Genomic DNA, 23,552 nt, shown 5'->3' on the forward strand with positions numbered 1-23,552 from the left:
AAGTACTCAGTGTCGGCGAAGCAGCCGTGCAGCATTCCGCTCATCGAGCCTTTCCTTTCACGACGCGGCCGTCCTTCACGACGAGAACGGCCATCTCCGGATCCGCGAACACGCTCGCGTCTCGGAGCGGATCTCGTTGCCAGGCCACCAGATCGGCCCGCATCCCGGCGCGGATCATCCCGGCGGTCTCACCCAGGCCGAGGATGCCGGCGTTGACGCTGGTGGCCGACACCAGCGCTCGCATGGGTGACTCCAGCTCGGCGCGCAGGCGCAGCTCCTCGCCCCGGCGCCGCTGACCCGGTCCGATGAGGTCGGAGCCCAGGCCGATCCGCAGGCCCGCGGCCCGGGCGATCTCCAGTGCCGAGGCCATCCGCTGCCGGACGCCGGTGACGCGGTCCCGCGCCGCCGGATCCAGGTCCATGCTCTCGGTGTCCATGAGCTGCTCGACCACGGCGAAGGTGGGCACCAGCGCCACGTCGTGCTCCCGCATCAACCGGGCCGTCGGCTCGTCGATCCCGGTCCCGTGTTCGACGCAGCGGACGCCGGCCACGACGGCGTTGCGGATGCCCGCGTTGTTGTGCGCGTGGACCGTGACGTAGGTGCCGCGCGCGGCCGCTTCTTCCACCGCCACGGCGATCTCTTCGGACGTGAACTGGGTGTCGGCGAGGCGGTCGTGTCCCCCGACGACACCTCCGGTGACGCACAGCTTCAGGAACGTCGCCCCACGGCGGAAGGACTCGCGGACGTTGCGCCGCAGCTCGTCGGCGTTACCCGACATCAGCGACAAGGCGCAGAGCCCCGGGATGTGGTGCGTGGCCCACAGCTCGGTCGGTTCCCACGCCGCCCCGTAGTAACCGTGCCCGCCGGTCTGGCACTGCACGGGACCGCACGACAGCACCCGCGGACCCCGCACCTTGCCCTTCGCGATGACGTCGACGACGCCGCCGTCGATACCGCCGGTGTCGCGCACCGTGGTGAAGCCCGCGTCGAGCGCGTGCCCCGCGGTGGCGAAGATGTCGGCGGCGAGTTCGGCGGCCGAGAGCTGGAACCCGAACTGGGCCCGGACCGGGCTGGCGAGTCCGAAGTGGACATGGGCGTCGATCAGCCCGGGCGTCAGCAGCATGCCGCCGAGGTCCACGGTCGTCGCGCCCGCCGGCGCCCGGCCGACCGCGGTGATGATGCCGTCGGCCACGCACACGTCGGCCGGGGCCGGGTCGGTGCCCGACCCGTCCGCGACCACGCCGCCGGCGAACCACACGTCGGTCAAGAAACCTCCCCCACGTACTAAACAGTGGTGAATTGGATGTGCGGTAACGTACTAAACAGTGGTGAACTCGTCAAGGGAGGCAGCGTGCGATCGCCGGTCGGTGAAGGACGGGAACGCCTGTTGCAGGCGCTGTTCGACGAATTCGGCGGGGGTGGTCCCGGGCCGAACCTGTCGATGCGTCAGGTGGCGGAGCGCCTCGGCGTGCACCACACGCTGCTGACCTACCACTTCGGATCGCGGCCGGGCCTGCTGGCCGCCGTGCTTTCGGAAGCCCGCCGCCGCGACAACCGGGTGATCGCCGCGGCCGGCGGCGAACCGGGGTTCGCGACGTTGTGCCGGGCCATCTGGGACTTCTACGCGAACGCCGCGCACGAGGACCGGATCCGGGCCTTCTTCCGCTTGGCCGGGCTGGCGGTCTACGAACCGGACGCGTTCCAGGAGTTCGTCGCCGGCCTCGACGATCTGGCGCGCCTCCTCGAAGCGGCGGCTCTCCGTGAAGGGGCCACGGCGACGGACGCGAAGCAGCGGAGCGTCATCGCCACCGCGGGGTTGCGAGGACTGCTGCTGCAGCGGTTGCTGACCCCGGCCGCCGAGGTCGACGCCGCGGCCGAGCGCTTCATCGTCTCGTTGGCGGCGCCTCCCGCATGAGGACGGGCGACTCCGGCCCCGCGCGGGTTACGGTGGACGGCAGCCGCCGAAACGAGAGGGGCGCCGTGTCCGACCGCGACCTCCAGTCCATCGTGGACGAACTCGCCGAGCGCCTGCAGCGCTCGGTCGCGATCGACGACCCGGCCATCCGCCTGCTCGCCGCCAGCCGCCACTTCGGGGACGAAGACGCCATGCGCGTCAGCTCGGTGCTGAACCGGGCGGTCGAACCGCGGATCGTCGACCACCTCCTCGCCCAGGGCGTCGACCACTGGGTCGCGCCCGCCGTCGTCGACGTCGAGGGCGGCGCGCCGCGGCTGTGCGCGCCGGTCCGCTGCGACGGCATGCTGCTGGGCTACCTGTGGCTGATCGACAAGAACGGCACCTTCACCGAACAGGAGACGACGGCCGCGGGTGCGGCCGCCGACACCGCGGGAGCGGTACTGCTGCGCCGGCTGCTGCTGCACGAGCGGTCGAAGGCACGGCAGGAAGGCATCCTCCGCGAGCTCGTCTCCGGCGACCCGGCCGCGCGCGTCCAGGCGATCGAAGACCTGCGCGCCGAACAGCTCTTCGGCGACGAGAGCACCCACTTCACCGTGCTCGCCGTGCAGTGCCCGGCTTCGCGGACGACCGCCGCGCCGCGGGAGGTCGCGTTCGAGGCGGCGGTCGAGGAAGGCGTCCGCGCGGTCCCCGACGACGTCGCGCTGATGGCGGCGCACCGGTCCCGCGCGTGGATCCTGTTCGTGCAGCGGGTTCCGCCGTCCCGCACGCTGGTCGACGCGGTGGCCGAACGGATCACCACCCGCTTCCGGCGGCTCGGCGACGAGAAAGCGCGGCCGGTGTTCGGGCTCGGCGGCACGGTGACGACCCTCGGCGACGTCGTCACGTCCTACCGTGAAGCGCTCCTGGCCGCCCGCGCCGCCTCGCTGCTGCCCGGTATCGGGGCACTGGCCCGCTGGGGCGAGCTCGGGCCCTACGAACTCCTCCTGAAACTGCCGCCGGAAGACCTGCTCGACTCGTCCGGGGTGCCGGCGCTCGCGGCGATCGAGCGGGAGGACACCCACGACGTCCTGCTCCCCACGCTGACCGCCTTCTTCGACCACGGCGGCAACATCCAGCGCACCGCCGACTCCCTGCGCGTCCACCGCGCCACGCTGTACCAGCGGCTCAAGCGGATCGAGCAGATCACCGGCTGCAGCCTGGACTCCGGCGACGACCGGCTGATGCTGCACCTCGGGCTCAAGCTGCGGGTCCTCGCCGCGGCCTACCGCGACCACCTCGGCCGCTGACCGGCGCCGCCCGCCCCGGCAAGACGCGGGCCGGGCGGCGCGGGATGTCACAGGCTCGCCACGCGCCGGGGAAGAGCCACGCTCGCCGCGATCGCGCCGAAGCCGACCACGATCGAGATGACGAAGATCGTGCCGAAAGAGGACCAGGTGGGCAGAGGCGTCCCGGGGACGAGGTCGCTCGCCAGGACACTGCCCGACACCTGCGCGCCCAGCGTCCCGCCGACCGAACGCACGACCAGGAGGAAGCCGCTGGCACTGGCCACCCGCTCCGCGGGCACCGACGACGACACGATGTTCATCGCCTGCGTCAGCCCGACGCCGACGCCGAGCCCGGCCAGTCCCGAGGCGAGCGCGAGCATGCCGCCGTCGTTCCGGGCCAGGAACAGGATCGCCGACGACGCCACGAGCGGCACGCACGACAGCACCATCACCACCTTGCTGCCCAGCAACCGCTCCAGCCGCCCGGTCAGCGCCGCCGAAACGGCACCGGCCAGCCCGAGGGGCAGCAACAGCAATCCCGTCGTCGTCGGCGTGGCCCCGAGCCCGTACCCGGCGGCCGGCGGCGCGGCCACGATCGTCGGCAGCGCGAGGAAGACCGCGTACGTCGCCCAGCCGGCCGTGAACGCGACCACGCACGTGACGAGCACCGCTTTCCCGCCGACCCGCAGGTCGACCAACGGCCGCTCGATCCGCCGCTCGACCACCGCGAACACCGCCACCAGCACCACTCCCGCGCCGGCGAGCGTGAGGAACTTCGCCGACGACCAGCCCCACGTGGGAGCCTCGGTGAGGGCGATGAGCACCCCGAACAACCCGGCGCTGAGCAGCACCGCGCCCGCCCAGTCGATCTTTCCCTCGCCGGTGGCCGGAGTGGAGGGAAGGACCACCGCGGCCACGATGCCGAGGAGCACCAGCGCGGCCAGCGGAAGCCAGTAGAGCCAGTGGTAGGACAGCACGGTCAGCAGCGGGCCGGCGAGCAGCAAGCCGGCGACGGAGCCCAGCGCGGACATGCCGACGAGCACCCCGTTGCCGCCCTTGGCTTTCTCGGCGGGCCGGGTGTCCCGCAGGATGCCGATCGCCAGCGGGACCAACCCGAGCCCGGCGCCTTGCAGGACCTGGCCGATCGCGAGCACCCCGATCGAGGTGGCCACGGCGGCGATGAGCACGCCGGCCACAGCCACTCCCCATACTCCGAAGAAGACCATTTTCTTGTTGTGGAGGTCGGCCAGCCGCCCGATCAGCGGGGTGCAGATCGCGCCGGACAGCAGCAGCCCGGTGAAGACCCAGGTGATCGACGCGGTCGAGGCGCCGACACCTTGCTGGATCAGGGGCAGTGCCGGGACGAGCATCGATTCCAGTACACTGTAGACAAGCACCATGGCACTCAGGACGGCCGCGGCGAGCGATCCGGTTCTCTGTCCTCGTGCGGTGGTGATCGTGGATGTGGACATGCGCGGCCTCCTGGGAGAGCGGGAACAGGGTGTGCCGGGTCCGCTTCGGTCACCGGGTTCCGGCGGAGTTCAGTGACCGGCAGCTGCGGATCGAGGCGTGCTCCTCGCGCAGTCGCCGAAGCGGATGCATGAGTGTCGCCGCTCACTTCCGGGTTGCTCTACAAGCAGATGTCGCGTTCTGGCCGGGCCGCCACGACACCTGTCGCGCACCGGCTCTCAGATCTTCGGGGTCGCGCGGCCGCCCAGGTGGACGTACGGCTCCCCGGTGGGGAGCCGGTAAAACGTCACCGGCAGCCAGGAAGCGCCGAGTTTCTGGCGCGCCAGAAAGAGGCCGTCCGGGCCGGATCTCGGCGGTGGCCTGCTCGCTGAGCACCCGGGTGCCGTCCGGAGCCAGACCGCCGCTCAGGTGCAGGCGGGCGAAGGCCGGCAGGTCCGCCGCCGTCGAGTGGATCAGGCAGGCCGGGCCGATCGCCCGGGGCAGCTCCACTGCGGAGCGACCGAGGGTCCGGGAACATGTCCCGAGGCGGCGCGGTGGAGCAGCGCTTCCTCGGGCAGGGTGCCGGTGTGGGCCAGGCCGAGCGGGGTGGCGATGCGGTCGCGGACGGCCGCGTCCCCGGTGCCGCCGGTCAGCTTCTCGATCACCCGGCCGGCCAGTACTAAGCCGGTGTTGGAGTAGGAAAACGTGGCCCCGGTAGCCAGGTTGAGCACGCCGGACCCGGCCGCGGTGACCTCGTCGCCGCGCAGGACGGTGGGCAGGCCCGCTGCCGGCCTTCGGTCACGACGCGGGCATGTGGCGCTCGAACCACCACAGCGCCCGCGCCAGGAAGTCGAGCTGGGCGGGGAACGCGCGGACGCCGTGGCCTTCCTCGGGGTAGATCGCCAGGACCGACGGCACGCCGTGGGCCACCAGGGCCTGGTGGAACTCCTGGGCCTGACCCGGCGGCGTGCAGTTGTCCAGCGCGCCGGCGACGTTCAGGCACGGCGTGCGGACCTTGCTGGCCTGCAGCACCGGGCTGCGCGTGTGGGCGCGGGTGCCCGGCTGCTCGGGGTCCGCGGCGAGGAAGCGTTTGCCCCACGCCGAAATGTTGCTCGTGAAGCTCATGCTGTACCAGTTCGTCACCGGTGAGACCGGGACCGCGGCGGCGAAGCGGGTGTCCTGGGTGACCAGCCAGGCCGACATGAACCCGCCGTAGCTGCCGCCGATCAGCCCGACCCGCTCGCCGTCGGCGAGCCCGCGCTCGACCAGCGCGTCGATGCCCGAGAGGTAGTCGTGGGTGTCGGCGCCGCCCATGTCGGCGACGACGCGGCCGGCGAACTCCTGCCCGCGGCCGCTGCTGCCGCGCGGGTTCGGGCTGAGCACCGCGTACCCCTGCTGCACCAGCAGCGGCACCCAGGCGTACCGCATCGACCAGGTGTTCTGGTACGACCAGATCGGGCCGCCGTGGATGCTCACGACCAGCGGGAACGGGCCCTCACCGGCCGGGCGGCAGAGGATCCCGTCGATCTCGAGCCCGTCCGGCGCGGTCCACGTGACGGCCTCGGCGGTCCCCGCCACCGAGCGGAGGAACTCCGTTCCCGGGTGGGCGATCGACGCGAGTACCGGCGATCCGCTCAGCACCAGGTGCGGCTCCACCTCGTAGGAGTCCTGCACGGTGAGGACGCGGCCGTCCGCGGTGAAGGAGCCCTGCGGGTGGAAGGAGCCGGCGTGGCAGGCCAGGTCCGTCGACAGCACTTCCTCGACGTCGCCGCCGGGGACGGTGATGACCGCGGCGACCGAGTCGAGCCGGCGCAGCCCGACGTAACCGAGGCGCTCGGCGTCGACCCACTCCAGGTACGTGACGTCTGTGCCGCGCGTGTCGAGCCGCCGCACGGCGCCGGTCGCCGTCTCGACGAGCAGCAGGTCCCCCGCGACCAGCCAGCGGTCGCTGCAGACGGCCTCGGCGACCGCCACCCACTTGCCGTCCGGCGAACCGGCGGGCAGCCCCAGCTGGACGTCGCTGCCGAGCAGCTTGCGCGTGTCCCCGCTCAGGTCGATCAGGGTCAGGTGGGCGGTGTACCACTCGTCCTCGCCCGGCGCGTCCGACGCGATCGCCACGACCTGGCCGCTGCCGCACCAGGCGGCCTCCCAGCAGTTCAGGCCGTCCGGCGAAACCCGGGTCACTTCGCCGGTCGCGACGGTGCAGACCCACAGGCTGCGCCACCCGGCTTCGTGCGTGCCGTCGTCGAGCTTCGGGAACCACGACGGCTTTTCCTCGACCTGCCGCGAGTTCGTGCCCGAGCCCTGGCCGCCGGCCAGGTCGGCGCCGAGGCCGGCCACACCGAGCAGCACCTTTTCGCCGTCGGGCGACCAGTGCGCGTACTCGACCGTCCCGGGCACCGCGGGGGCCGCGTGCGCCTCCCCGAACCGGTCGTCGGCGAGCAGGTACAGCTGGAACTGCCCCGCTTCGCGCCGGTCGGACAGGAACGCGAGCGTGCTGCCGTCCGGGGAGAACCGCGGCTGCCGCGACGAGCCCGTGCCGCTCGTCACCGGCCGCAGTTCGCCGTCCTGCGCGGTGTAGACGGCGGTCCGCGGCACGCCCTTCAGCTCGTCGAGCACCGCGCCGGTGACCACCACGCGCGTGCCGTCGCGGGACACGTGCGGTTCGCGAAGGGCGTGCGGGCGGCCGAAAGCGGGCTCGTGCACCGCACGCAGGTGCTCGGTGACCGTCCGATGGGCTTCGGTCGTCTCCAGGTTTTCCACTGGCGATCTTCCTTCCTGCTCCAGGACTTCTTTGCCGCGCGGCACTAACCGACCCGCTCGGCGAGGTAAGACAGACGGGCCAGCCTGGGCCGGCCCACAGAGTCCGCCTCGTAAAACTCCATGGGCACCGATGCCATCGGTGCCCCCGCCGGTCCCATGCCCACCAAGAACCGGGACCGCTTGGCGTCGACACAGGTCATCGGGAGGGGCGTCGGCTCTCGCGGTCCACCGACCAGCCCCATCAGCCGGCTTGCCTCCGCCAGCGCGGGCGCCCACTCCTCCTCCACCACGTACAGGCCGCCGTCCGCACCACACGTGACCGCGAAGGTGCCCTCCACCGATCCGTACCGGCCGACGTACAACGAGGGATCCACGGATTCGGGGACCTCGGGCGCCGACGGCGGAGCCGGCAGCTCCACACCGAACTCCCGCTCGAGGATCTCGGCGGAAAGCGCCATGTGCAGGCCGGTTCCGGTGTTGCCGTTGGTCAGGACCGCGACCGCGGCGTGGTGGTCCGGGAGCACCCACAACGCGGAGTGCATGCCGATGTTGCCACCGCCGTGCGCCACCAGCCGGTGGTCGCCGGCGTCGACGATCCCCCATCCCAGCCCCCACCGGGGGTAGGGGAAGCCGCCCCAGATGTCGGCCTGCGGTGTCCGCATCGCCGCCACCGACTCCGCCGACAGCACGCGGCGCCCGTCAGGTCCGAGACCGCCGTCGAGGTGCAGCCGCGCGAGCCCGATCAGGGCGGCCACGTCGAGCCACAGGGTCGAGCCCGCGGGCGCGTTGCCGTAGTACTTGCGGAACAGCGGCGCCGGCACCACGGTGCCCGTGGCCGGGTCGGCCAGGTGGCCGACGGCGGTCGAGCCCATGATCATCCGGTCCGAGTACGTCGTGGCGTTGAGCCCGAGCGGGCGCAGGATGCGCTGCTCGAGTGCGTCGTCGTAGGCCTGCTTCGTGACGACCTCGGCAATGCGTCCCAGCGTCACCATGCCCGGGTTGCTGTAGCTCCACTGCCGGCCCGGCGTGCCGGGAAAGGGCACGGCCTCGAGCCGCCGCATGAACTTCTCGATGGCGTCCGGGCCCGCCGGGTCGTCGGGGAAGTAGGTGCCGGGTAGCCCGGAGGTGTGACTGAGCAGCATCCGCACGGTGACGCCCGCCGACTTGACCGGGTCGGCGAGGGTGAAATCCGGCAGGTAGCGCTGGACCGGCGCGTCGAGCTCGACGGCTCCGTCGTCCACCAACGTCATGATCAGTGACGAGGTGAAGACCTTGCAGATCGAGCCGGAGGCGAACAGGGTGTCCGCAACGACGGGCGCACCGGTCTTCATGTTCGCCGTACCCGTCACGGCGCTGACGGTTTCCTCGCCGTAGAGGATCGCCGCCGCGGCGCCCGGCACGAAGGTGGTGGCGGCAAGCTCCGCCAGTCTCACCTGGAGTTCGTCTGACGTAATCATTCTTCGGACCCTGCCACTGAACACGGGTCGGCACACGCTCGAACCGTCGCATTCTTCCCGGTCCGGAATCGACAGATGTCGAGTGCCTCGGGCCCGGGCCGGGGTTCAGCCCATCACGGTACCCGAGTTCGCGGAATTCCTCTTGCGCCGCCGGGAAAACGCGCCCAGGTCGAGTTCCAGACCCGTGCGCGGCGCCCGGAACCGCACCGGCGAAGCGTCGTGATCGGCACCGTTCTCGACCCGGTCGATCAGCTCCGCCAGCACCTGCCCGACCACCGGGGCGTTCTTGAACTGGTTGCCGCTGGTCCCGATCGCGACGTAGAAACCGCCGAGGTCCGTGCGATCGTAGATCGGGGTCCAGTCGTCCGCCACGTCGTAGACGCCCACCACCCCGCGCGCCCGGTTCGGCACCGCCAGCTCCGGCAGCCGCCGCGCCGCCCGCGTCACCTGGGCCTCGAACACCGCCGCCGTCGGGTGGACGTCGACCGCGTCGGGATCCTCGACCCACCGCAGGGGGTCGCACTCCGGCTCCGTGCCGCCGACGAGCAGGTCGCCGCCGACCTCGCCGCGGAAGTAGGTGCCGAGGTCCGTGTCCGCCACCGCTGGCCCGCGGTACCCCGCCGGGACCGGGACGTGCGCGACCTCCTGCCGCAGCGGGCGCACGCCGACGGTGAAGTCGGCCCCCACCCCGGCCAGCCGGTTCACCGCCCCGGACCACGGCCCGGCCGCGTTGACGACCACCCCGCACGCGATCCGGGTGCCGTCCGCCAGCCGGACCGCCGTCACCCGGCCACCGGACTTCTCGACGTCGGCGAGCGTGGCGCGGAAGCGGAACCGCGCGCCTTCGGCGGCCGCCGCGGCGGCCAGGTTGACCGCCGCCAGCGAAGGATCCGAGACGTACCCCGCGTCCGGGGTGTACACGCCGCCGAGCGTGCCCCGCGTATCCGCCCAGAACTCCTCGTCCTCGAGGCGTTTCGGCGGCCAGTAGCGGCCGGTGTCGATGCCGGGAACCCGGTCGGCCAATGTTGCGCTGTCCCATTCTTCGTACGGGACACCGAGCTCGTCGAACAGCGGCAACCACGACCCGCGCGGGGCAGCGTCGACGTCCAGCATCACCAACCCGGACCGGCGGAACGTCGCCAGGTCACCGACGTCGTGCCCGAGGTGCCCGGCCCAGTCCCGCCAGCCGAAGTGCGCCTCCCACGCCATCGCCACCCCGGCGGCGGTCGAGAAGTTGAACCGCACGACCGCGCTCGACGCCGACGTCGACCCCTGCCCCGCCCCGGGAGCACGGTCCAGCACGACCACCTTCCGCCCCGCCCGGGCCAGCTCGAGCGCGATCGACGACCCGATCACCCCGGCGCCGACCACCACCACGTCCACCATGCGCGTCCCCTTCGCCGAACGGAATCCGTGGCGTCAGTCTCGGGCACGGCGGGCGGGAGCACAGTCGACCGTCGTCGTCGATCCGGCATTTCCGGCGCGACATCTGTAGTCGCCCGGCGGCGGACTCAGGGTGTCCGCTCGTAAAGCGTCCCCAACCGCACCAGGGTGAAGCGGCCGTCCGGGTCCGGTTCGAAGAACTGCACCGCCACGTGACTCCCGGGGCTGCCGGTGTCCAGGACGAACCGGCTCCGCTCGCCGTCGACACAGGTGATCGGCACGGCCTGGCCACCGCCGGTTCGGCTGCCCATCAGGCGATCCCATTCGGTCAGGCCGGCGTCCGGGAGCAACCGCGCGTGAAGCTGCCCGTCGTGCACCTCGACCGCTACCTGCCCGTCGGAGGCCCGGTAGCGGCCGGCGAACCGTGCACCGTCGACCTCGAAGGGAGATTCAGGTGGAGCGATGGGGGCCGGGCCCTGGACGTCGAAGAACTCGTCGAGGAGCTCCGTGCACAGCGTGGAATGCAGCATCCCTCCGGTGGAGCTGTTGGTGAGCACCGCCAGCACGACCTTCTGCCCGGGAACGACGTAGAGCGTCGAGTGCATGCCGAGGTTGGCGCCGGAGTGCGTCAGGACCGGGTCGTCGCCTTCCCGGAAGATCCCCCAGCCGAGCCCGAAGTTCGCGCACCCGGGCAGGCAGCCCCAGAAGTCGTCGTACTGGGGTGTGCGCATCTGCTCGACGGCCGCCGCCGACAGGAGGGGGTGGCCGTCGAGGTGCATCCGCCCGAAGCGGATCAGGGCTTCGACGTCGAGCCACAAGCGCGAACCGGCCGGGCCGTACTCGGGCCAGACCCGCAGGCGGGGCACCCGCCTGACCGTCCCGTCCACGACGTGCCCGACGGCGGTCGAGTGGAGCAGCATCTCCTCGGCGTCCGCCGTCGCGGTCATGCCGAGCGGCTGGAGGATCCGGGAGCGCAAGGCGACGTCGAAGCGTTCGCCCGTGATCACCTCCACCAGGCGTCCGAGGGTGCTCATTCCCATGTTGCTGTAGGAAAACCGGCGGCCGGGCTCGCCGGTGACGTTCAGCGTCGCGAGCTCGTCCATCAGCCGTTCGAGCACGTCGTCGCCCGGCGGGAGGTCCGGCAGGTAGTTGCCGGGCAGGCCGGACGAGTGGGTGAGCAGCATGCGCACGGTGATCGCCGCCGAGCGGTCCGGGTCGGCCGTGGTGAAGCCGGGGAGGTACGCCGTCACGGGGGCGTCGAGGTCGAGCCGTCCCTCGTCCACCAGGGTCATCGCCAGGGACGCGGTGAGCGTCTTCGTGACGGACCCGGCCGCGAACAGCGTGCCCGGCAGCACGGGAGCGCCGGTGTCCACGTTGACCGTCCCGGTCTCCGCCCGGACGAGCGTGCCGTCGTGCCACAGCGCGGCCGACGCACCCGTCACGGTGAACTTCTCCGCCAGCCGGGCCAGCCGCTCGGCGAGTTCGTTCGAGGTGAGCATCAGTCGATCCTGCCAGGTGAAAGGCCACAAGGGATGCGACAGCTGTCGCATCGAGAACTACGTCCGCACGACTCCTGTCCATACCTGGGCCAAACCCGGGGCTCTAGCGTGAGGTGACTCGCTGGAGAACGGAAGGAAGACGACGATGTCACTCCTGCTGACCGGGGCGACCGTCATCGACGGCGTCACCGACAAGGGCGTCGAAGGCCGCGCGGTCCTGATCGAGAACGGCCGCATCGCGGCGATCGGCCGCCCGGACGAGCTGACCGGCACCGAGACCCTCGACTTCAGCGGGAAGTTCCTCATCCCCGGGCTGATGAACGCCAACGTGCACCTCCTCGTCAACGTGCTCTTCGAGACGCTCGTCCGGTACGAGGGGCGCTACGAGGACCTGATCACCGAGGCCGCGCAGGTCGCGCTGGAGAACGGGCTGACGACGGTCTTCGACACCTGGGGACCGCGCCGGGCGCTGACGGCGGTCCGCGACCGCATCGACCGCGGCGAGACGCCCGGCAGCCGGATCCGCTGCGCCGGCAACATCGTCGGGTTCGACGGCCCGTTCTCCGACGACTTCGACAAGCGGATCCCCGGCGTCGGCAGCTCCCGCTTCGTCGACCGGGTGAACGCGGCCTGGGTCGAAAACGTCGGACGGCACCTGATGTGGCTGACGCCCGAAGAAGTCGGCAAGGAGGTCCGCGCCTACCTCGAACGCGGGGTCGACTTCGTCAAGTACGCGTCGAACGAGCACGGCGGGGCTTCGGCCGGCGCCTTCCTCCAGTTCTCGGAACGCACGCAGCGCGTCATCGTCGACGAGGCTCACCGCGCCGGGCTGACCGCGCAGTCCCACACCGGGACGGTCGAAGGCCTGCGGATGGCCTTGGAAGCGGGCTGCGACCTCGTGCAGCACTGCAACATGACGGGCCCCACCGAAATCCCGCGCGAAACCCTCGAACTCTTCGCCGAGAAGAACTGCGGCGCCGTCATCTTCCCGCTGACGGAAAACGGTATCAAGGTGCTGAGGGAGTCCATTTCGGACTTCGAGTGGACGCTGTGGAAAGCCTCGGACACCAACGCCCGCAACCTCATCGGCTCGGGAGCGTCGATCCTGCTCGCCAACGACGGCGGCATCTTCGCCCCGGAGGTCATGAACGAGCCGATGATCAAGGGCACCTGGAACGGCCTGCCCGAAGACGAGGCACTGGGCCGCCTGGCGACCGGGCACTTCGTCTGGCTGCGCGCGATGGAGGAAAAGGGCATGGCGCCGATGGCGTTGCTGCACGCGGCCACCCGCAACATCGCCGAGGCCTACCACGTCGACGACGACCTCGGGACGATCGAGGCCGGCAAGATCGCCGACCTCGTCGTCCTCGACGAGAACCCCTTGCTGGGCGCCAAGAACTACCAGAGCATCCACGCCGTCATCAAGGACGGCGCCGTGGTGGACCGCGACGCGCTGCCGGAGCAGCCGCTGCTGACCGCGGAACTCGGTCCCGCGCTCGAGGAAGAAGCCCGCTTCAAGAAGGCCATCCACCACGGCGCACGTCTGCCCGGGTGCCCCTCCTGCGTGAGCGGAGACCACTGATGCCGGTGTGGGAACAGCACTGCTGCCTTCCGCTCGACCCGGACACCGACGTCGACGTGCTGTGGCGGTACGCGAAGGCGGGCGCGTCGTTCGTGTCGGTCAACGTCGGCTACGCGCCGCACGACGTCGCGGAGACGATCAAGGTGGTCTCGGGGTTCCGGCACCAGCTGCTGGCGCGGCCCGACCGCTACGTCCTGGCCCGCACGGCCGGCGACGTGCGCGAGGCCGAGGCCACCGGACGGCTCGCGGTCGCGTTCGACCTGGAGGACACCCGCCCGCTCGGCGGCCGGACCGACCTGGTGCAGACCTACTACGACCTGGGCGTGCGCACCATGCTGCTGACCTACAACAAGCGCAACGCCGCCGGCTCGGGCTGCCACGACGAAACCGACCACGGCCTGACGGAGTTCGGCCGGGAGGTGGTGGCCGAGATGAACCGGGTGGGCATGGTGGTCGACGCCGCGCACTGCTCGTACCGGACGTCGATGGACGTCTTCGCGGCGTCGACGGCACCGGTGGTGGTGTCCCACACGGCGGCGCGGGCGGTGCACGACGATCCACGCAACGTCCGGGACGACCAGCTGCTCGCGTGCGCGGCGACCGGGGGCGTCGTCGGGATCAACGGGGTGGGCATGTTCTTGGGGGACAACGACGCGAGCACCGAGGCGCTCGTCCGCCACGTCGAGCACGCCGTGGAGCTGGTCGGCTGGGAGCACGTGGGCCTCGGGCTGGACTACTGCTTCGACCAGGTCGATGACGAGCTGGCCGCCAACCCCGACCTGTTCCCGGCGAGCTACGCGCAGTGGGACCGGCTGGAGTTCATCGAGCCGGAACGCCTGCCCGCCATCACCGCGGCCCTGCTGGACCGCGGTCACACACCGGAGACAGTGGAGGGGATCATGGGCGGGAACTTCCTGCGCCTGGCGGAAAAGGTGTGGCGATGACCCGCGTCGTGGTCGTGGGCGCCGGTGTCGTCGGGCTCTCGTGTGCTTGGTTCCTGCAGGAGCACGGCGCGGACGTCACCGTCCTGGACCGGTCGGGCGTGGCGGCGGGTGCCTCGTGGGGCAACGCCGGCTACCTCGTGCCGGCCATGGTGGCGCCGCTGGCGGAGCCGGCCTTGCTGCGCGAGGGCGTGCGCAGCCTGCTCAGCCCGGGCTCGCCGGTCTCGGTGAGCGGGCGGCCGCCCGTGGCGTTCCTGGCCGGGTTCGCCCGGAACGCGACCGCGTCCCGGTGGCAGCGCGGGATGGCCGCGTTCGGGCCGCTGGCGGCGGACAGCCTCGGCACTTTCGACGAGCTGCTCAAGGGCGGTGTCGCGGCGGAGGTCCACGAGCGAGCCCTCCGGATCGGGTTCACCGCCGGCCAGGACACCGCGGGGCTCGAACACGAGCTCGCCGGCGCGTCCTACCGGATCTCGGCGGGCCACGAGGCTCCGTTCTCCGACCGCGTCACGCAGGTCCTGCACCTGGAGGGGCAGCGGTTCCTCGCGCCGGGCGCGTTCCTCGACGCGCTCGCCGGATCGGTGCGCGAGCGGGGTGGCGAGATCGTCGAAGGCGCTCACGTGCGGTCGGTCGGCTTCGGGCCGCGGGGGCTGCAGGTGGACACCTGGGCCGGCCCGCCGCACCGGGCTGACGCCGTCGTGCTCGCGACGGGCGCGTGGCTGCCGGAACTGGGCCGCCGGTTGGGGGTGCGGGTGCCGGTGCAGGCCGGGCGCGGGTATTCGTGCAGTGTCCGGCTCCCCGAACCGCTCGAGGGTCCGGTCTACCTGCCCAGCGCCCGGGTGACGCTCACGCCGTACGGCGACCGGGTCCGCGTCGCGGGCACCATGGAGATCGCCGACCGGGACGCGCCCTTCGACGGCCGCCGCCTGGACGCCGTCTTGCGCTCGCTGCGCCCCCTGCTCGACGGCGGCTGGGACGACGTGCGGGAGCCGTGGGTCGGGTCCCGGCCCCTGACCCCCGACAGCCTGCCGCTGATCGGGGCGACGAAGGTTCCCGGCGTCCACGTCGCGGGCGGCCTCGGCATGTGGGGTGTGACGCTGGGACCGGTCACCGGGAAGCTGCTCGCCGCCCAGATCACGGCCGGGACGTCCGTGCCCGAGCTGACTCCGTTCGACCCGCTGCGCCGAGAGAGGCTTCGATGAGTGCCGACCCGGTTACCCCGCCGCCCGCACCGGCGTTCCGCCGGCAGGGCGATCTCCTGCTGTTGTCGGGCCAGGTCGGGGTCGACGAGAACTGGCGGCCGGTGGGCGGGTCGTTCGCCGACGAGGCTCGCGCGGCTTTCGCGAACGTCCGGCGGGTGCTGGCCGAGGCCGGGGCGCAGCCGGACCAGCTGCTCAAGGTCACCGCCTACCTGGCCGACCTCGAGGACTGGGCGGGCTACAACGAGGTCTGGCTCGAGGAGTTCCCCGGCCGGCGACCCGCCCGGACGACGATCGGCGCGCGGCTGGTACCACCCTTCCGTGTCGAGCTCGACGTCGTCGCGTGGCTCGGTGCGACCCCCTGAAGTTAGATTCGCGGGCGTGAGCGAAGGCCTGCAGCGAGTGGTGGACACCCTGGCCCGGCGGCTGGGCCGGGCGGTCGCGGTCGACGACGTCCACTTCCGGCTGCTCGCCTACAGCGCGCACGCCGGCCCGATCGACGACATGCGGGCGCGCGTGATCCTGACCCGCGAGGCGCCACCGGAGGGGGTCGCCTGGCTCCGGCGGTTCCGGCTCGCCCGCGCCGACGGCCCGGTCCGCCTTCCCGCCGCCCCGGAGCTCGGCCTGCTCCCCCGGGTCGCCATCCCGATCCGGTTCCAGGGCGTCCAGTTCGGCTACCTGTGGCTCATCGACGCCGACGATCCGGTGGACGACGCCGGGCTCGCGCTCGCCGGGGCCGCGGCCGGCGAAGCCGCGGAGGTGCTGTTCCGCGAGCGGACCCTGGGCGAGCTGCACGACGCCCGCGTCGGGGAGTTCCTCCGTGATCTGCTGTCGGACGACCCCGCGGCCCGCGCCCTCGCCGCCGACGGACTCGTCGAATCCGATCTCTTCGCGGAGCGCGGTGGTGTCGTCGCCGTCGTCGTCGCGCCCCTGCCGGTCGCCGGTCAGGAGGTCGACGCGGGTGACCGCCTGGCGCTCGGCGCGGCGCTGCGCGCGGCCGCCGGCGCGTTGCCGGTGCGCGAGAGCATGGTCCTGGTCCGCCCCCGCCACGGCTTGCTCGTCGTGACGCAGCGCGCGGCGGAGCGGGCCACCCGGGTCGCGGACGAGCTGTGCTCGTCGGCGGAGCGGCGGCTGGGGCGCCCCGAGCGCTGGCGGGCCGTGGTCGCCGGGGTGGGCGGTCCGGCCGCGCGGCTGGCCGACGCCGCGACGTCGTACCGGCAGGCGCTCGACGCGATCCGGGTCGCCGACGTCATCCCCCGGTTCCGGCCCGTCGCGCACCACGACGCGCTGGGGATCTACGCCCTGCTGGCCGCCCAGCCGCGCGAGCAGCTCCGCGGGATGGGGGTGGCCAGCGCGATCACGGCGCTCGTCGACGCCGACCCCGAACTGCTCGTCACCGCGGAGACCTTCCTGGACCGCGCGGGCGACTCCCGCGCGGTCGCCGAGCGCCTCGGCGTGCACCGGGCGACGGTCTACCACCGGCTCCGCCGCATCGAGGAGCTCACCGGCTTCGACCTGGGCGACGGCGAACGCCGCCTCGTCCTGCACCTCGGCATCAAGGCGGCGAAGCTCCTCGGCGACATCTGAGGTGACCGCCGCGCGGCTCACCCCTTCCGGGCCACGCCCCACCGGGATTGGCGGATCGGGTCGTCGACGGCCGGGTCCGGGCCGCGGCCGTAGCGCGCCGTGTAGTCGGCGACCGGAAGTTCCGTGACCTCCCAGCCCGCCGCCCGCAGCGCCGCCGCCGAGTCGGGACGGGCGTCGCCGTCGAGCAGGCTCGGCAGGTGGGACCCGATGGCCTCGCCCGTGCCCGCGTACAGCTCGTGGTCGCGGAACCCGGCCGTTTCCTGGCCGGGCACGATCTCGTAGCCCAGGTGACTGCCGGGGGCGGACAGCCGGTCGACCTGGGCCAGCACCCGCTCCTCCACCGGACGCGGCAGGTACGGCAGCACCCCCTCGGCGATCCACGTCGTGGGCCGCTCCGCCGAGAACCCGGCGGCCAGCAGCGCGCCGTCCCAGCCGTCGGCGAGGTCGACGGCCAGCCGGTCGACGCGCACCCTCGCCCGCGCCCCGGCCGAGTCGAGAACCGCGGTCTTGAAGCCGAGCACGTCCGCGCGGTCGATCTCGAAGACCCGCTCCGCCGCGGGCAGGTCGAGCCGCAACGCCCGGGTGTCGAGGCCGGCGCCGAGCAGCACGACCTGCGGGGTCGCCGCCGCCCGCACCACGTCGTCGAAGACCCGGGTGCGCAGGCCGCAGTAGGCGCCCAAGCGACCCCACACCGGGTGCGCGTCGCCCTCCTCGACGTCCTCGATGCGCGTGGGCATCGCGACTCCGGTCCGGGCGTGGCGGACGAAGTGCTCGGCGTAGCGGTCCCGGACCAGGCCGTCCGGGCGGTGGGTCTCGATGGCCCGGGTGGCGGCGATCATGAGGGCGGTCGTGCTCACTCCCCCGGCCAGTCCGACGTCGCTCACGCGGCCCGCCTCCGCGCGACCAGCCGCAGGCCCGCCGGCTGCACCGTGACCAAGGGCAGCTCCCGGACCTTCGACCCGGGCGGGTGGATCAGGTGCCACTCCCGCAGGATCGTCGCGAGCGCGACGCCCAGTTCGGCCCAGGCGAACGTGTCGCCGGGACACCGGTGCCGGCCGACGCCGAACGGCATCATGGCGTCGGCCGCGTACCCGGCGAGGTTCTCGTCGAGCCACCGGTCGGGGTCGAACGCCAGCGGGACGTCGAACACCTTCGGGTCGCGGTGCAGGGCCGTGAGGCTGAACCCGACCTCGGCGCCGGCGGGGATGCGGTACCCGCCGAGGGTCGTCGGCCCGGTCGCCCGCCGGGTCAGCAGCCAGTTCGAGGTGTGCAGGCGCAGTGTCTCCTTGATGACCCGGTCGAGGACGGGCAGCCGGGCGAAGTCGCTGTGCCGCACGGGGGCGTCGCCGAGTTCGGTCGCGAGCTCGCGCACCAGCTGCCGTTCGACGGCCGGGTGGCCCGCGATCTCGTGCAGGGCCCAGGCGAGGGTGGTGGCGACCGTCTCCGAGCCGGCGATCAGCAGGGTGACGACCTCGTCGCGCAGCAGCTCGCGGTCGAAGCCCGCGCCGTGCGCCTTGACGAGCACGTCCAGCAGGCTCGCGCCGGCCGAATCGGTGCCGTCGCTGCGCGCGATCACGTCGTCGACGACCTGCCGGACTTCGTCGGACGACTTCCGGTAGCGGCGGTTCACCTTGATCGGCACCCGCTCGAGCCAGTCGGCCGGGTAGACCGTGTGCGCCATGATCCCGGACACGATCCCGGGGAAGGCGGCCATGATCCGCTCCGCCGCCCCGTCGGCGAGCTCCGCCTTGAACAGCGTGTGGACCAGAGCGTCCACCGCCATTTCGTGGGTGACGCGCGGGATGTCGAGCACCTCCCCCGGCTGCCACCTCGCGCTGCCGCGCTCGACGGCGTCCCGCATTTCCGGGACGTAGGAAGCGATGCGGTGCCTGCCGAAGGCGGGCTGCATCAGCCGGCGTTGCCGGCGGTGCGCGTCGCCGTCGGCCACGATGACGCCGGCGCCGAAGGTCTTGGTCGCCTTCTCGAAGACGCGGCCGCGGCGGAACACGTCACCGCCGGCGAGCAACACCGACCGCACCAGCCTGGGTGTGGTGATCAGGTGGACCGGCTTCCGTCCGATCAGGACGGTCACGACGTCGCCGGCGTCGGCGAGTGAAACGGTCGCGGACGAGTCGCGGCAGGTGGCCCAGTCCGGGCACCCGGCCGGGTGCGACAGCGGGTTCCGCCACCGTGGGTGCGGCCATGGTCATGAGCTCCGTTCAGAGAAGGCTTTCCGCGTACCCCGCGCCGCCGGTGTCACTCGACTCCCCCGCACCGGCGGGGAGCCGGGGTGGCGGCACTTCCGTTGAACCTGGCCAGCAGCTCGGCGAACGTGTCGACGTCCTCCTCGGCCCACGAGCCGAGCAGCTTGTCCAGCCGCCGCCGTCGAGCCACCCCGACCTCTTCGACCCGGCGATGCCCGATGTCCGTCAACCGCACCAGGTACGCGCGCCCGTCGTCGGGTGCCCCGACCCGCTCGATCAACCCGAGCTCCTCCAGGTGCTGGAGCTGGCGCGAGATCGTCGGCGACGTCACGCCGACGTGGCACGCGAGTTCGGTCGGACGGCGGGGGCCGCGCTCGGCGAGGTGGGCCAGGAGGCGGTACGCCGCGACCTTGAGGTCCGGGTGCACCTCCCGGCCGAGCCGGCCCAGCGCCGCCCGGTCTTGGCGGACGAAGACGGCGAACTCGCGTTCGAGGCCGGTGATCGTTTCTTCGTCCAGTGTCATCGCGCATCCCCGGGCACGGCGTTGGTGGTCCGGAGCGGCACTTCCCGGATGAACAGCACGCACACCAGCGCGACCAGCGCCAGCGGCACCGCGTACTGGAAGAGGGTGCCGGTCGCCTGCCCGTAGGCGTCCTCGACGACGGCCCGGACCGCCGGCGGCAGCTCGGCCGGCCGGGACAGGGAACCGCCGGTGGCGGCGGAGCCCAGCTTTTCCGCGATGTGGTGCCCGACCTGGCCGGCCAGCACGGCGCCGAGTGCGGACACCCCGATGGTGCCGCCGAGCGTGCGGAAGAACGACACCGACGAGGTCGCCGCGCCGAGTTCGCGCGGGTTCACCTGGTTCTGGACCGCCAGGACGAGGTTCTGCAGCGTGCTGCCCAGCCCCAGGCCGAGCAGGGTCATCGCGACGGCCAGTTGCCAGTAGGGCGTGTCGCGGTCGGTGAAGCCGAGCAGCGTCAGCCCGGCGGTGATCAGCACGGCGCCGGTGACCAGGATCGGCTTCCAGCGGCCGGTGGCGGTGATGATCCGGCCGGCGACGGTGGACGCCAAGGCGAGGCTGAGGATCTGCGGGAGCGCGAGCAGCCCCGCCACCGTGGGCGACTTGCCTTCGGCCAGCTGGAAGTACTGGCTCAGGTAGGTCGTCGCGGAGTAGAGGGCGACCCCGATCGCGAGGCCCGCCGTGATGGCCAGCAGCACGGTCCGGGTGCGGAACAGCCACAGCGGCAGCACCGGGGCCGCGGCCCGCCGTTCGACGGCGACGAACGCCAGTGTCAGCAGCAGGGTGCCGCCGAGCAGGACGGCGGTCTGCCAGGACAGCCAGGCGTAGCGGTCGCCGGCGAGCGTCACCCAGATCAGCAGGACCGACGCCGCGGCCGTCAGCAGCGCGGAGCCGGCCCAGTCGACCTTCACCGAGCCCTTCACGACCGGCAGGTTCAGCGTCTTCTGCAGCATGATCAGCGCGACGACGGCGAACGGCGCGCCGACGAAGAAGCACCAGCGCCAGCCCAGCCAGTCCGTGTCGACGATGAGGCCGCCGATCAGCGGCCCGGCGCTGGTCCCGACCGCGAACACCGCGCCGAAGTAGCCGGAGTACCGCCCGAGTTCCCGTGGCGGGATCATCGTCGCGATGATCACCTGGATGAGCGCCATCAGCCCGCCCGCGCCGATCCCCTGCACGACGCGGGCCGCGATGAGCAGGCCGGCGTCGGCGGACAGGCCCGACAGCACCGAGCCCACCGTGAAGATGGTCAGGCTGGCCTGCACGAGCAGCTTCTTGCTGACCAGGTCGGCCAGTTTGCCCCAGACCGGGCTCGACACCGTCGTGGAGAGCAGCGTCGCGGTGATCACCCAGGTGTAGACGCTCTGGCCGGCGTGCAGGTCGGCGACGATCGTCGGCAGTGCGTTGGTCACGACGGTCGAGGACAGGATGGCCACGAAGATCCCCAGGTACAGCCCGGACAGGGCCTGCAGGATCTGCTTGTGGGTCATCGGCGCGGGAACGGCGCGCGGGAGGGTCTCGGCGGTCATCGCGCGGCTTGTTCGATGAGCTTGGTGACGACGTCGGGCCGGCTGAGCAGGACGGCGTGGGAGCCGTCCACCTCGGTGGTGCGGGCGCCGGCCCGGCCGGTCATGAAGCGCTGCACGTCGGGGCTGATCGCGCGGTCCTGGCGCGGGATGAGCGCCCAGGACGGGATGGTGCGGAACCCTTCGGCGACGCTGGCGTCGGTGACGGCCTTGGTGTTGGCGGGCCGCTGCGTGGTGGCCAGGTCGGCCGCGGTGGTGCGGTCGAGGTCGCCGGCGAAGGCCGCGGGGAACTGCGCCGGGTCGATGACGACTTCGGTGCCGGCCGGGACCTGGGTGGCGATCAGCGGCAGCGGCGTCGACGACTTCGCGGCAAGCTCGCCGATGGTCTCGCCGGCGACCGGGATGAACCCGGCGATGTAGACGAGCGACTTGACGCCGGTGACCTTCGTGGCGGCGTTGGTGATCACCGCGCCGCCGTAGGAGTGGCCGACCAGCACCTTCGGGCCGTCTATTGTGGACAGGTAGCTGGTGACGTAGGCGGTGTCACTCGTCAGGCCCTGCAACGGGTCGGCGATGGCGCGGACGGGGTAGCCGTCCCGGCGCAGCCGCTCGATGACGGGGGCCCAGCTCGAGGAGTCGGCCCACGCGCCGTGCACGAGGACGATGGTCGGCTTCGGGCCGCCGGTGGCGGTGGCCGTGGCCGGTGCGGAAGCGGCGAACAGGGCGAGGGCCGCGACGCCGGCGACGGCGAGGCGGGAGAAGCGGAAACGCATGGCGAAACCCCTTTCGGGGAAAGGAAGGCGTGCCGGTGCCCCGCCCCGCCGGATCGCGGCGGGGCCGGGGCACCGGCCGGGTGGGTCAGCGGCCGTAGGCTTCGAGCAGCCGCAGCCACACCTCGCTGACGGTGGGAAAAGCCGGGACCGCGTGCCAGAGCCGGTCGATCGGCACTTCGCCGGCGATCGCGATGGTCGCCGCGTGGATCATCTCCGCGACGTCCGGGCCGACGAGGGTGAAGCCGACGAGCACCTTGCGGTCCTCGTCGACGACCATCCGGGCATGCCCGCGGTAGCCCTCGGCGTGCACGGCGGATCCCGCCGTGGCGGCCAGGTCGTAGTCGACGACGCGGGTGCGCAGCCCGGCGGCCTCGGCCTTGGCCGCGGTCAGGCCCACCGACGCGACTTCCGGCTCGGTGAAGACGACCTGCGGCACCGCGCGCTCGTCGGCGGTGGCCGCGTGCCGGCCCCAGGGAGCGTCGTCGACCGGCTCCCCCTTGGCGCGGGCCACGATGACGTCGCCCACCGCGCGGGCCTGGTACTTGCCTTGGTGCGTAAGCAAAACACGGCGATTCACGTCACCGGCCGCGTACAGCCAGTCGTTGACCCGCATCGTGTCGTCGACCGTCAGCCAGGACCCCGGCTTCAGGCCGATGTTCTCCAGGCCGAGGTCCTGGGTGTTCGGCGTGCGGCCGATCGCGACGAGCAGTTCGTCGGCTTCGATCTGCTCGCCGTCGGTGAGCGTGATCGACACCGTGCCGTCGTCGTTGCGCTTGACGGACCCGGCCTCGGCGCCGATGCGGACCGAAACCCCCTTGTCCTGCAACGAAGCCGCCACCTGCTCGCCGACGAACGGCTCGTTCAGGTGCAGCACGCCGTCGCGGGCCAGCATCGTCACCGACGACCCCAGCTGGCTGAACGCGGTCGCCATCTCGGAGGCGACCACGCCGCCGCCGATGACGGCGAGCCGGGCCGGAACCTCCTTCGCCGCAACGGTTTCACGGCTCGTCCACGGCTTCGCGTCGCGGAGGCCCTCGATGTCCGGGACCAGCGCGCCGCTGCCGGTGGCGACGACGACCGCGTGGCGCGCGGTCAGCGTCGTGGTGGTGCCGTCGGCGGCGGTCACCTCGACGATCCGGTCGCCGGCGATCCGGCCGTGTCCGCGCAGCAGCGGGACGCCGACCGAGTCGAGCCAGGACACCTGGCCCTCGTCGTTCCAGTGGGACGCGAAGTCGTCGCGACGGCGGAGGACGGCGGCCACGTCGAGCTCGCCGGTGACGGCTTCCCGCGCGCCGGGCACCTGCCGGGCGGCGCGGAGGGCCGCACCGCTGCGCAGCAGGGCCTTGGTGGGCATGCAGGCCCAGTAGGAGCACTCGCCCCCGACCAGTTCCCGCTCGACGATCGCGGCGGTCAGGCCGCCCTGCACCAGCCGGTCGGCCACGTTTTCCCCGACCGGGCCGGCCCCGATGACGATGACGTCGTAGTCGCTCAC

The 23,552-nt window shown here is 72.4% G+C and carries 20 protein-coding genes; 7 read left to right on the forward strand and 13 right to left on the reverse strand.

Annotated features, from left to right (window positions below; all coding sequences use genetic code 11):
- Positions 1-40 precede the first annotated feature (40 nt).
- On the reverse strand, positions 41-1,258 hold the full coding sequence (locus SD460_RS34815; RefSeq protein ID WP_290057676.1) for an amidohydrolase family protein: 1,218 nt from the start codon (positions 1,256-1,258) through the stop codon (positions 41-43).
- A gap of 93 nt (positions 1,259-1,351) precedes the next feature.
- Between SD460_RS34815 and SD460_RS34820 the strand changes: the two genes are divergently transcribed.
- Positions 1,352-1,915: a TetR/AcrR family transcriptional regulator gene (locus tag SD460_RS34820; RefSeq protein ID WP_290057664.1), complete on the forward strand. Its 564-nt coding sequence runs from the start codon at positions 1,352-1,354 to the stop codon at positions 1,913-1,915.
- Positions 1,916-1,980: 65 nt separating this feature from the next.
- Positions 1,981-3,201, forward strand: coding sequence for a PucR family transcriptional regulator (locus SD460_RS34825; protein WP_290057665.1), 1,221 nt, complete (start codon positions 1,981-1,983; stop codon positions 3,199-3,201).
- Between the two features lie 47 nt (positions 3,202-3,248).
- Here SD460_RS34825 and SD460_RS34830 read toward each other — a convergent pair whose 3' ends face one another.
- The 6 genes from SD460_RS34830 to SD460_RS34855 form a co-directional block, all read right to left on the reverse strand.
- Entirely contained in the window at positions 3,249-4,652 is a 1,404-nt protein-coding gene (locus SD460_RS34830; protein ID WP_318307311.1) for an MFS transporter, read from the reverse strand.
- Between the two features lie 450 nt (positions 4,653-5,102).
- A complete protein-coding gene (locus tag SD460_RS34835) occupies positions 5,103-5,360 on the reverse strand; it encodes a serine hydrolase (RefSeq protein ID WP_318307312.1) in 258 nt (85 codons plus the stop codon).
- A 67-nt stretch (positions 5,361-5,427) separates the two neighbouring features.
- Positions 5,428-7,392 carry a S9 family peptidase gene (locus SD460_RS34840; RefSeq protein ID WP_318307313.1) on the reverse strand — a complete coding sequence of 655 codons (1,965 nt, stop codon included), beginning with the start codon at positions 7,390-7,392 and terminating at the stop codon, positions 5,428-5,430.
- A gap of 44 nt (positions 7,393-7,436) precedes the next feature.
- On the reverse strand, positions 7,437-8,849 hold the full coding sequence (locus SD460_RS34845) for a serine hydrolase domain-containing protein (RefSeq protein ID WP_290057669.1): 1,413 nt from the start codon (positions 8,847-8,849) through the stop codon (positions 7,437-7,439).
- A gap of 105 nt (positions 8,850-8,954) precedes the next feature.
- Positions 8,955-10,235, reverse strand: a complete 1,281-nt coding sequence (locus SD460_RS34850; protein WP_290057670.1) for an NAD(P)/FAD-dependent oxidoreductase — start codon at positions 10,233-10,235, stop codon at positions 8,955-8,957.
- Positions 10,236-10,360: 125 nt separating this feature from the next.
- On the reverse strand, positions 10,361-11,731 hold the full coding sequence (locus tag SD460_RS34855) for a serine hydrolase domain-containing protein (RefSeq protein ID WP_318307314.1): 1,371 nt from the start codon (positions 11,729-11,731) through the stop codon (positions 10,361-10,363).
- Between the two features lie 145 nt (positions 11,732-11,876).
- On the opposite strand from SD460_RS34855, the gene SD460_RS34860 reads away from it, so the two are divergent.
- Genes SD460_RS34860 through SD460_RS34880 form a run of 5 tightly spaced genes read left to right on the forward strand, consistent with a single transcriptional unit; the run spans position 11,877 to position 17,037 of the window.
- Positions 11,877-13,313: an amidohydrolase family protein gene (locus SD460_RS34860; protein WP_290057672.1), complete on the forward strand. Its 1,437-nt coding sequence runs from the start codon at positions 11,877-11,879 to the stop codon at positions 13,311-13,313.
- The gene (locus SD460_RS34865) at positions 13,313-14,257 is read left to right on the forward strand and encodes a dipeptidase (protein ID WP_290057673.1); all 945 of its coding nucleotides are present in this window, start codon (positions 13,313-13,315) and stop codon (positions 14,255-14,257) included. The genes SD460_RS34860 and SD460_RS34865 overlap by 1 nt, the downstream gene beginning before the upstream one ends.
- The gene (locus SD460_RS34870) at positions 14,254-15,453 is read left to right on the forward strand and encodes an NAD(P)/FAD-dependent oxidoreductase (RefSeq protein WP_290057674.1); all 1,200 of its coding nucleotides are present in this window, start codon (positions 14,254-14,256) and stop codon (positions 15,451-15,453) included. Before SD460_RS34865 ends, SD460_RS34870 begins: the two co-directional genes overlap by 4 nt.
- Positions 15,450-15,815 (forward strand): RidA family protein, encoded by a 366-nt coding sequence (locus SD460_RS34875; protein WP_290057675.1) that lies wholly within the window; start codon positions 15,450-15,452, stop codon positions 15,813-15,815. Before SD460_RS34870 ends, SD460_RS34875 begins: the two co-directional genes overlap by 4 nt.
- Positions 15,816-15,831: 16 nt before the next feature.
- Positions 15,832-17,037 carry a PucR family transcriptional regulator gene (locus SD460_RS34880; protein ID WP_318307315.1) on the forward strand — a complete coding sequence of 402 codons (1,206 nt, stop codon included), beginning with the start codon at positions 15,832-15,834 and terminating at the stop codon, positions 17,035-17,037.
- Between the two features lie 17 nt (positions 17,038-17,054).
- Here the strand turns inward: SD460_RS34880 and SD460_RS34885 are convergent, their stop codons facing one another.
- The 6 genes from SD460_RS34885 to SD460_RS34910 all read right to left on the reverse strand — a co-directional run bounded on the left by SD460_RS34885 (position 17,055) and on the right by SD460_RS34910 (position 23,552).
- Positions 17,055-17,921, reverse strand: coding sequence for an SAM-dependent methyltransferase (locus SD460_RS34885; RefSeq protein ID WP_290054776.1), 867 nt, complete (start codon positions 17,919-17,921; stop codon positions 17,055-17,057).
- The gene (locus SD460_RS34890; protein ID WP_318307316.1) at positions 17,918-19,129 is read right to left on the reverse strand and encodes a cytochrome P450; all 1,212 of its coding nucleotides are present in this window, start codon (positions 19,127-19,129) and stop codon (positions 17,918-17,920) included. Before SD460_RS34890 ends, SD460_RS34885 begins: the two co-directional genes overlap by 4 nt.
- A 164-nt stretch (positions 19,130-19,293) precedes the next feature.
- The gene (locus tag SD460_RS34895) at positions 19,294-19,764 is read right to left on the reverse strand and encodes a MarR family winged helix-turn-helix transcriptional regulator (protein WP_290054780.1); all 471 of its coding nucleotides are present in this window, start codon (positions 19,762-19,764) and stop codon (positions 19,294-19,296) included.
- On the reverse strand, positions 19,761-21,290 hold the full coding sequence (locus SD460_RS34900; RefSeq protein WP_290054783.1) for an MDR family MFS transporter: 1,530 nt from the start codon (positions 21,288-21,290) through the stop codon (positions 19,761-19,763). The genes SD460_RS34895 and SD460_RS34900 overlap by 4 nt, the downstream gene beginning before the upstream one ends.
- Positions 21,287-22,060 (reverse strand): alpha/beta fold hydrolase, encoded by a 774-nt coding sequence (locus SD460_RS34905; protein WP_290054785.1) that lies wholly within the window; start codon positions 22,058-22,060, stop codon positions 21,287-21,289. The genes SD460_RS34900 and SD460_RS34905 overlap by 4 nt, the downstream gene beginning before the upstream one ends.
- 85 nt (positions 22,061-22,145) lie before the next feature.
- The gene (locus tag SD460_RS34910; RefSeq protein WP_290054788.1) at positions 22,146-23,552 is read right to left on the reverse strand and encodes a dihydrolipoyl dehydrogenase family protein; all 1,407 of its coding nucleotides are present in this window, start codon (positions 23,550-23,552) and stop codon (positions 22,146-22,148) included.

The sequence above is a fragment of the Amycolatopsis solani genome (assembly GCF_033441515.1).
Classification (GTDB): domain Bacteria; phylum Actinomycetota; class Actinomycetes; order Mycobacteriales; family Pseudonocardiaceae; genus Amycolatopsis; species Amycolatopsis solani.

Bases quoted from the DNA above. Each gene is read 5' to 3' on its own strand.
- SD460_RS34830 (WP_318307311.1), bottom strand. From the start codon at position 4,652: ATGTCCACATCCACGATCACCACCGCACGAGGACAGAGAACCGGATCG.
- SD460_RS34870 (WP_290057674.1), top strand. From the start codon at position 14,254: ATGACCCGCGTCGTGGTCGTGGGCGCCGGTGTCGTCGGGCTCTCGTGT.
- SD460_RS34850 (WP_290057670.1), bottom strand. From the start codon at position 10,235: ATGGTGGACGTGGTGGTGGTCGGCGCCGGGGTGATCGGGTCGTCGATC.
- SD460_RS34900 (WP_290054783.1), bottom strand. From the start codon at position 21,290: ATGACCGCCGAGACCCTCCCGCGCGCCGTTCCCGCGCCGATGACCCAC.
- SD460_RS34845 (WP_290057669.1), bottom strand. From the start codon at position 8,849: ATGATTACGTCAGACGAACTCCAGGTGAGACTGGCGGAGCTTGCCGCC.
- SD460_RS34860 (WP_290057672.1), top strand. From the start codon at position 11,877: ATGTCACTCCTGCTGACCGGGGCGACCGTCATCGACGGCGTCACCGAC.
- SD460_RS34905 (WP_290054785.1), bottom strand. From the start codon at position 22,060: ATGCGTTTCCGCTTCTCCCGCCTCGCCGTCGCCGGCGTCGCGGCCCTC.
- SD460_RS34855 (WP_318307314.1), bottom strand. From the start codon at position 11,731: ATGCTCACCTCGAACGAACTCGCCGAGCGGCTGGCCCGGCTGGCGGAG.
- SD460_RS34895 (WP_290054780.1), bottom strand. From the start codon at position 19,764: ATGACACTGGACGAAGAAACGATCACCGGCCTCGAACGCGAGTTCGCC.
- SD460_RS34875 (WP_290057675.1), top strand. From the start codon at position 15,450: ATGAGTGCCGACCCGGTTACCCCGCCGCCCGCACCGGCGTTCCGCCGG.
- SD460_RS34865 (WP_290057673.1), top strand. From the start codon at position 13,313: ATGCCGGTGTGGGAACAGCACTGCTGCCTTCCGCTCGACCCGGACACC.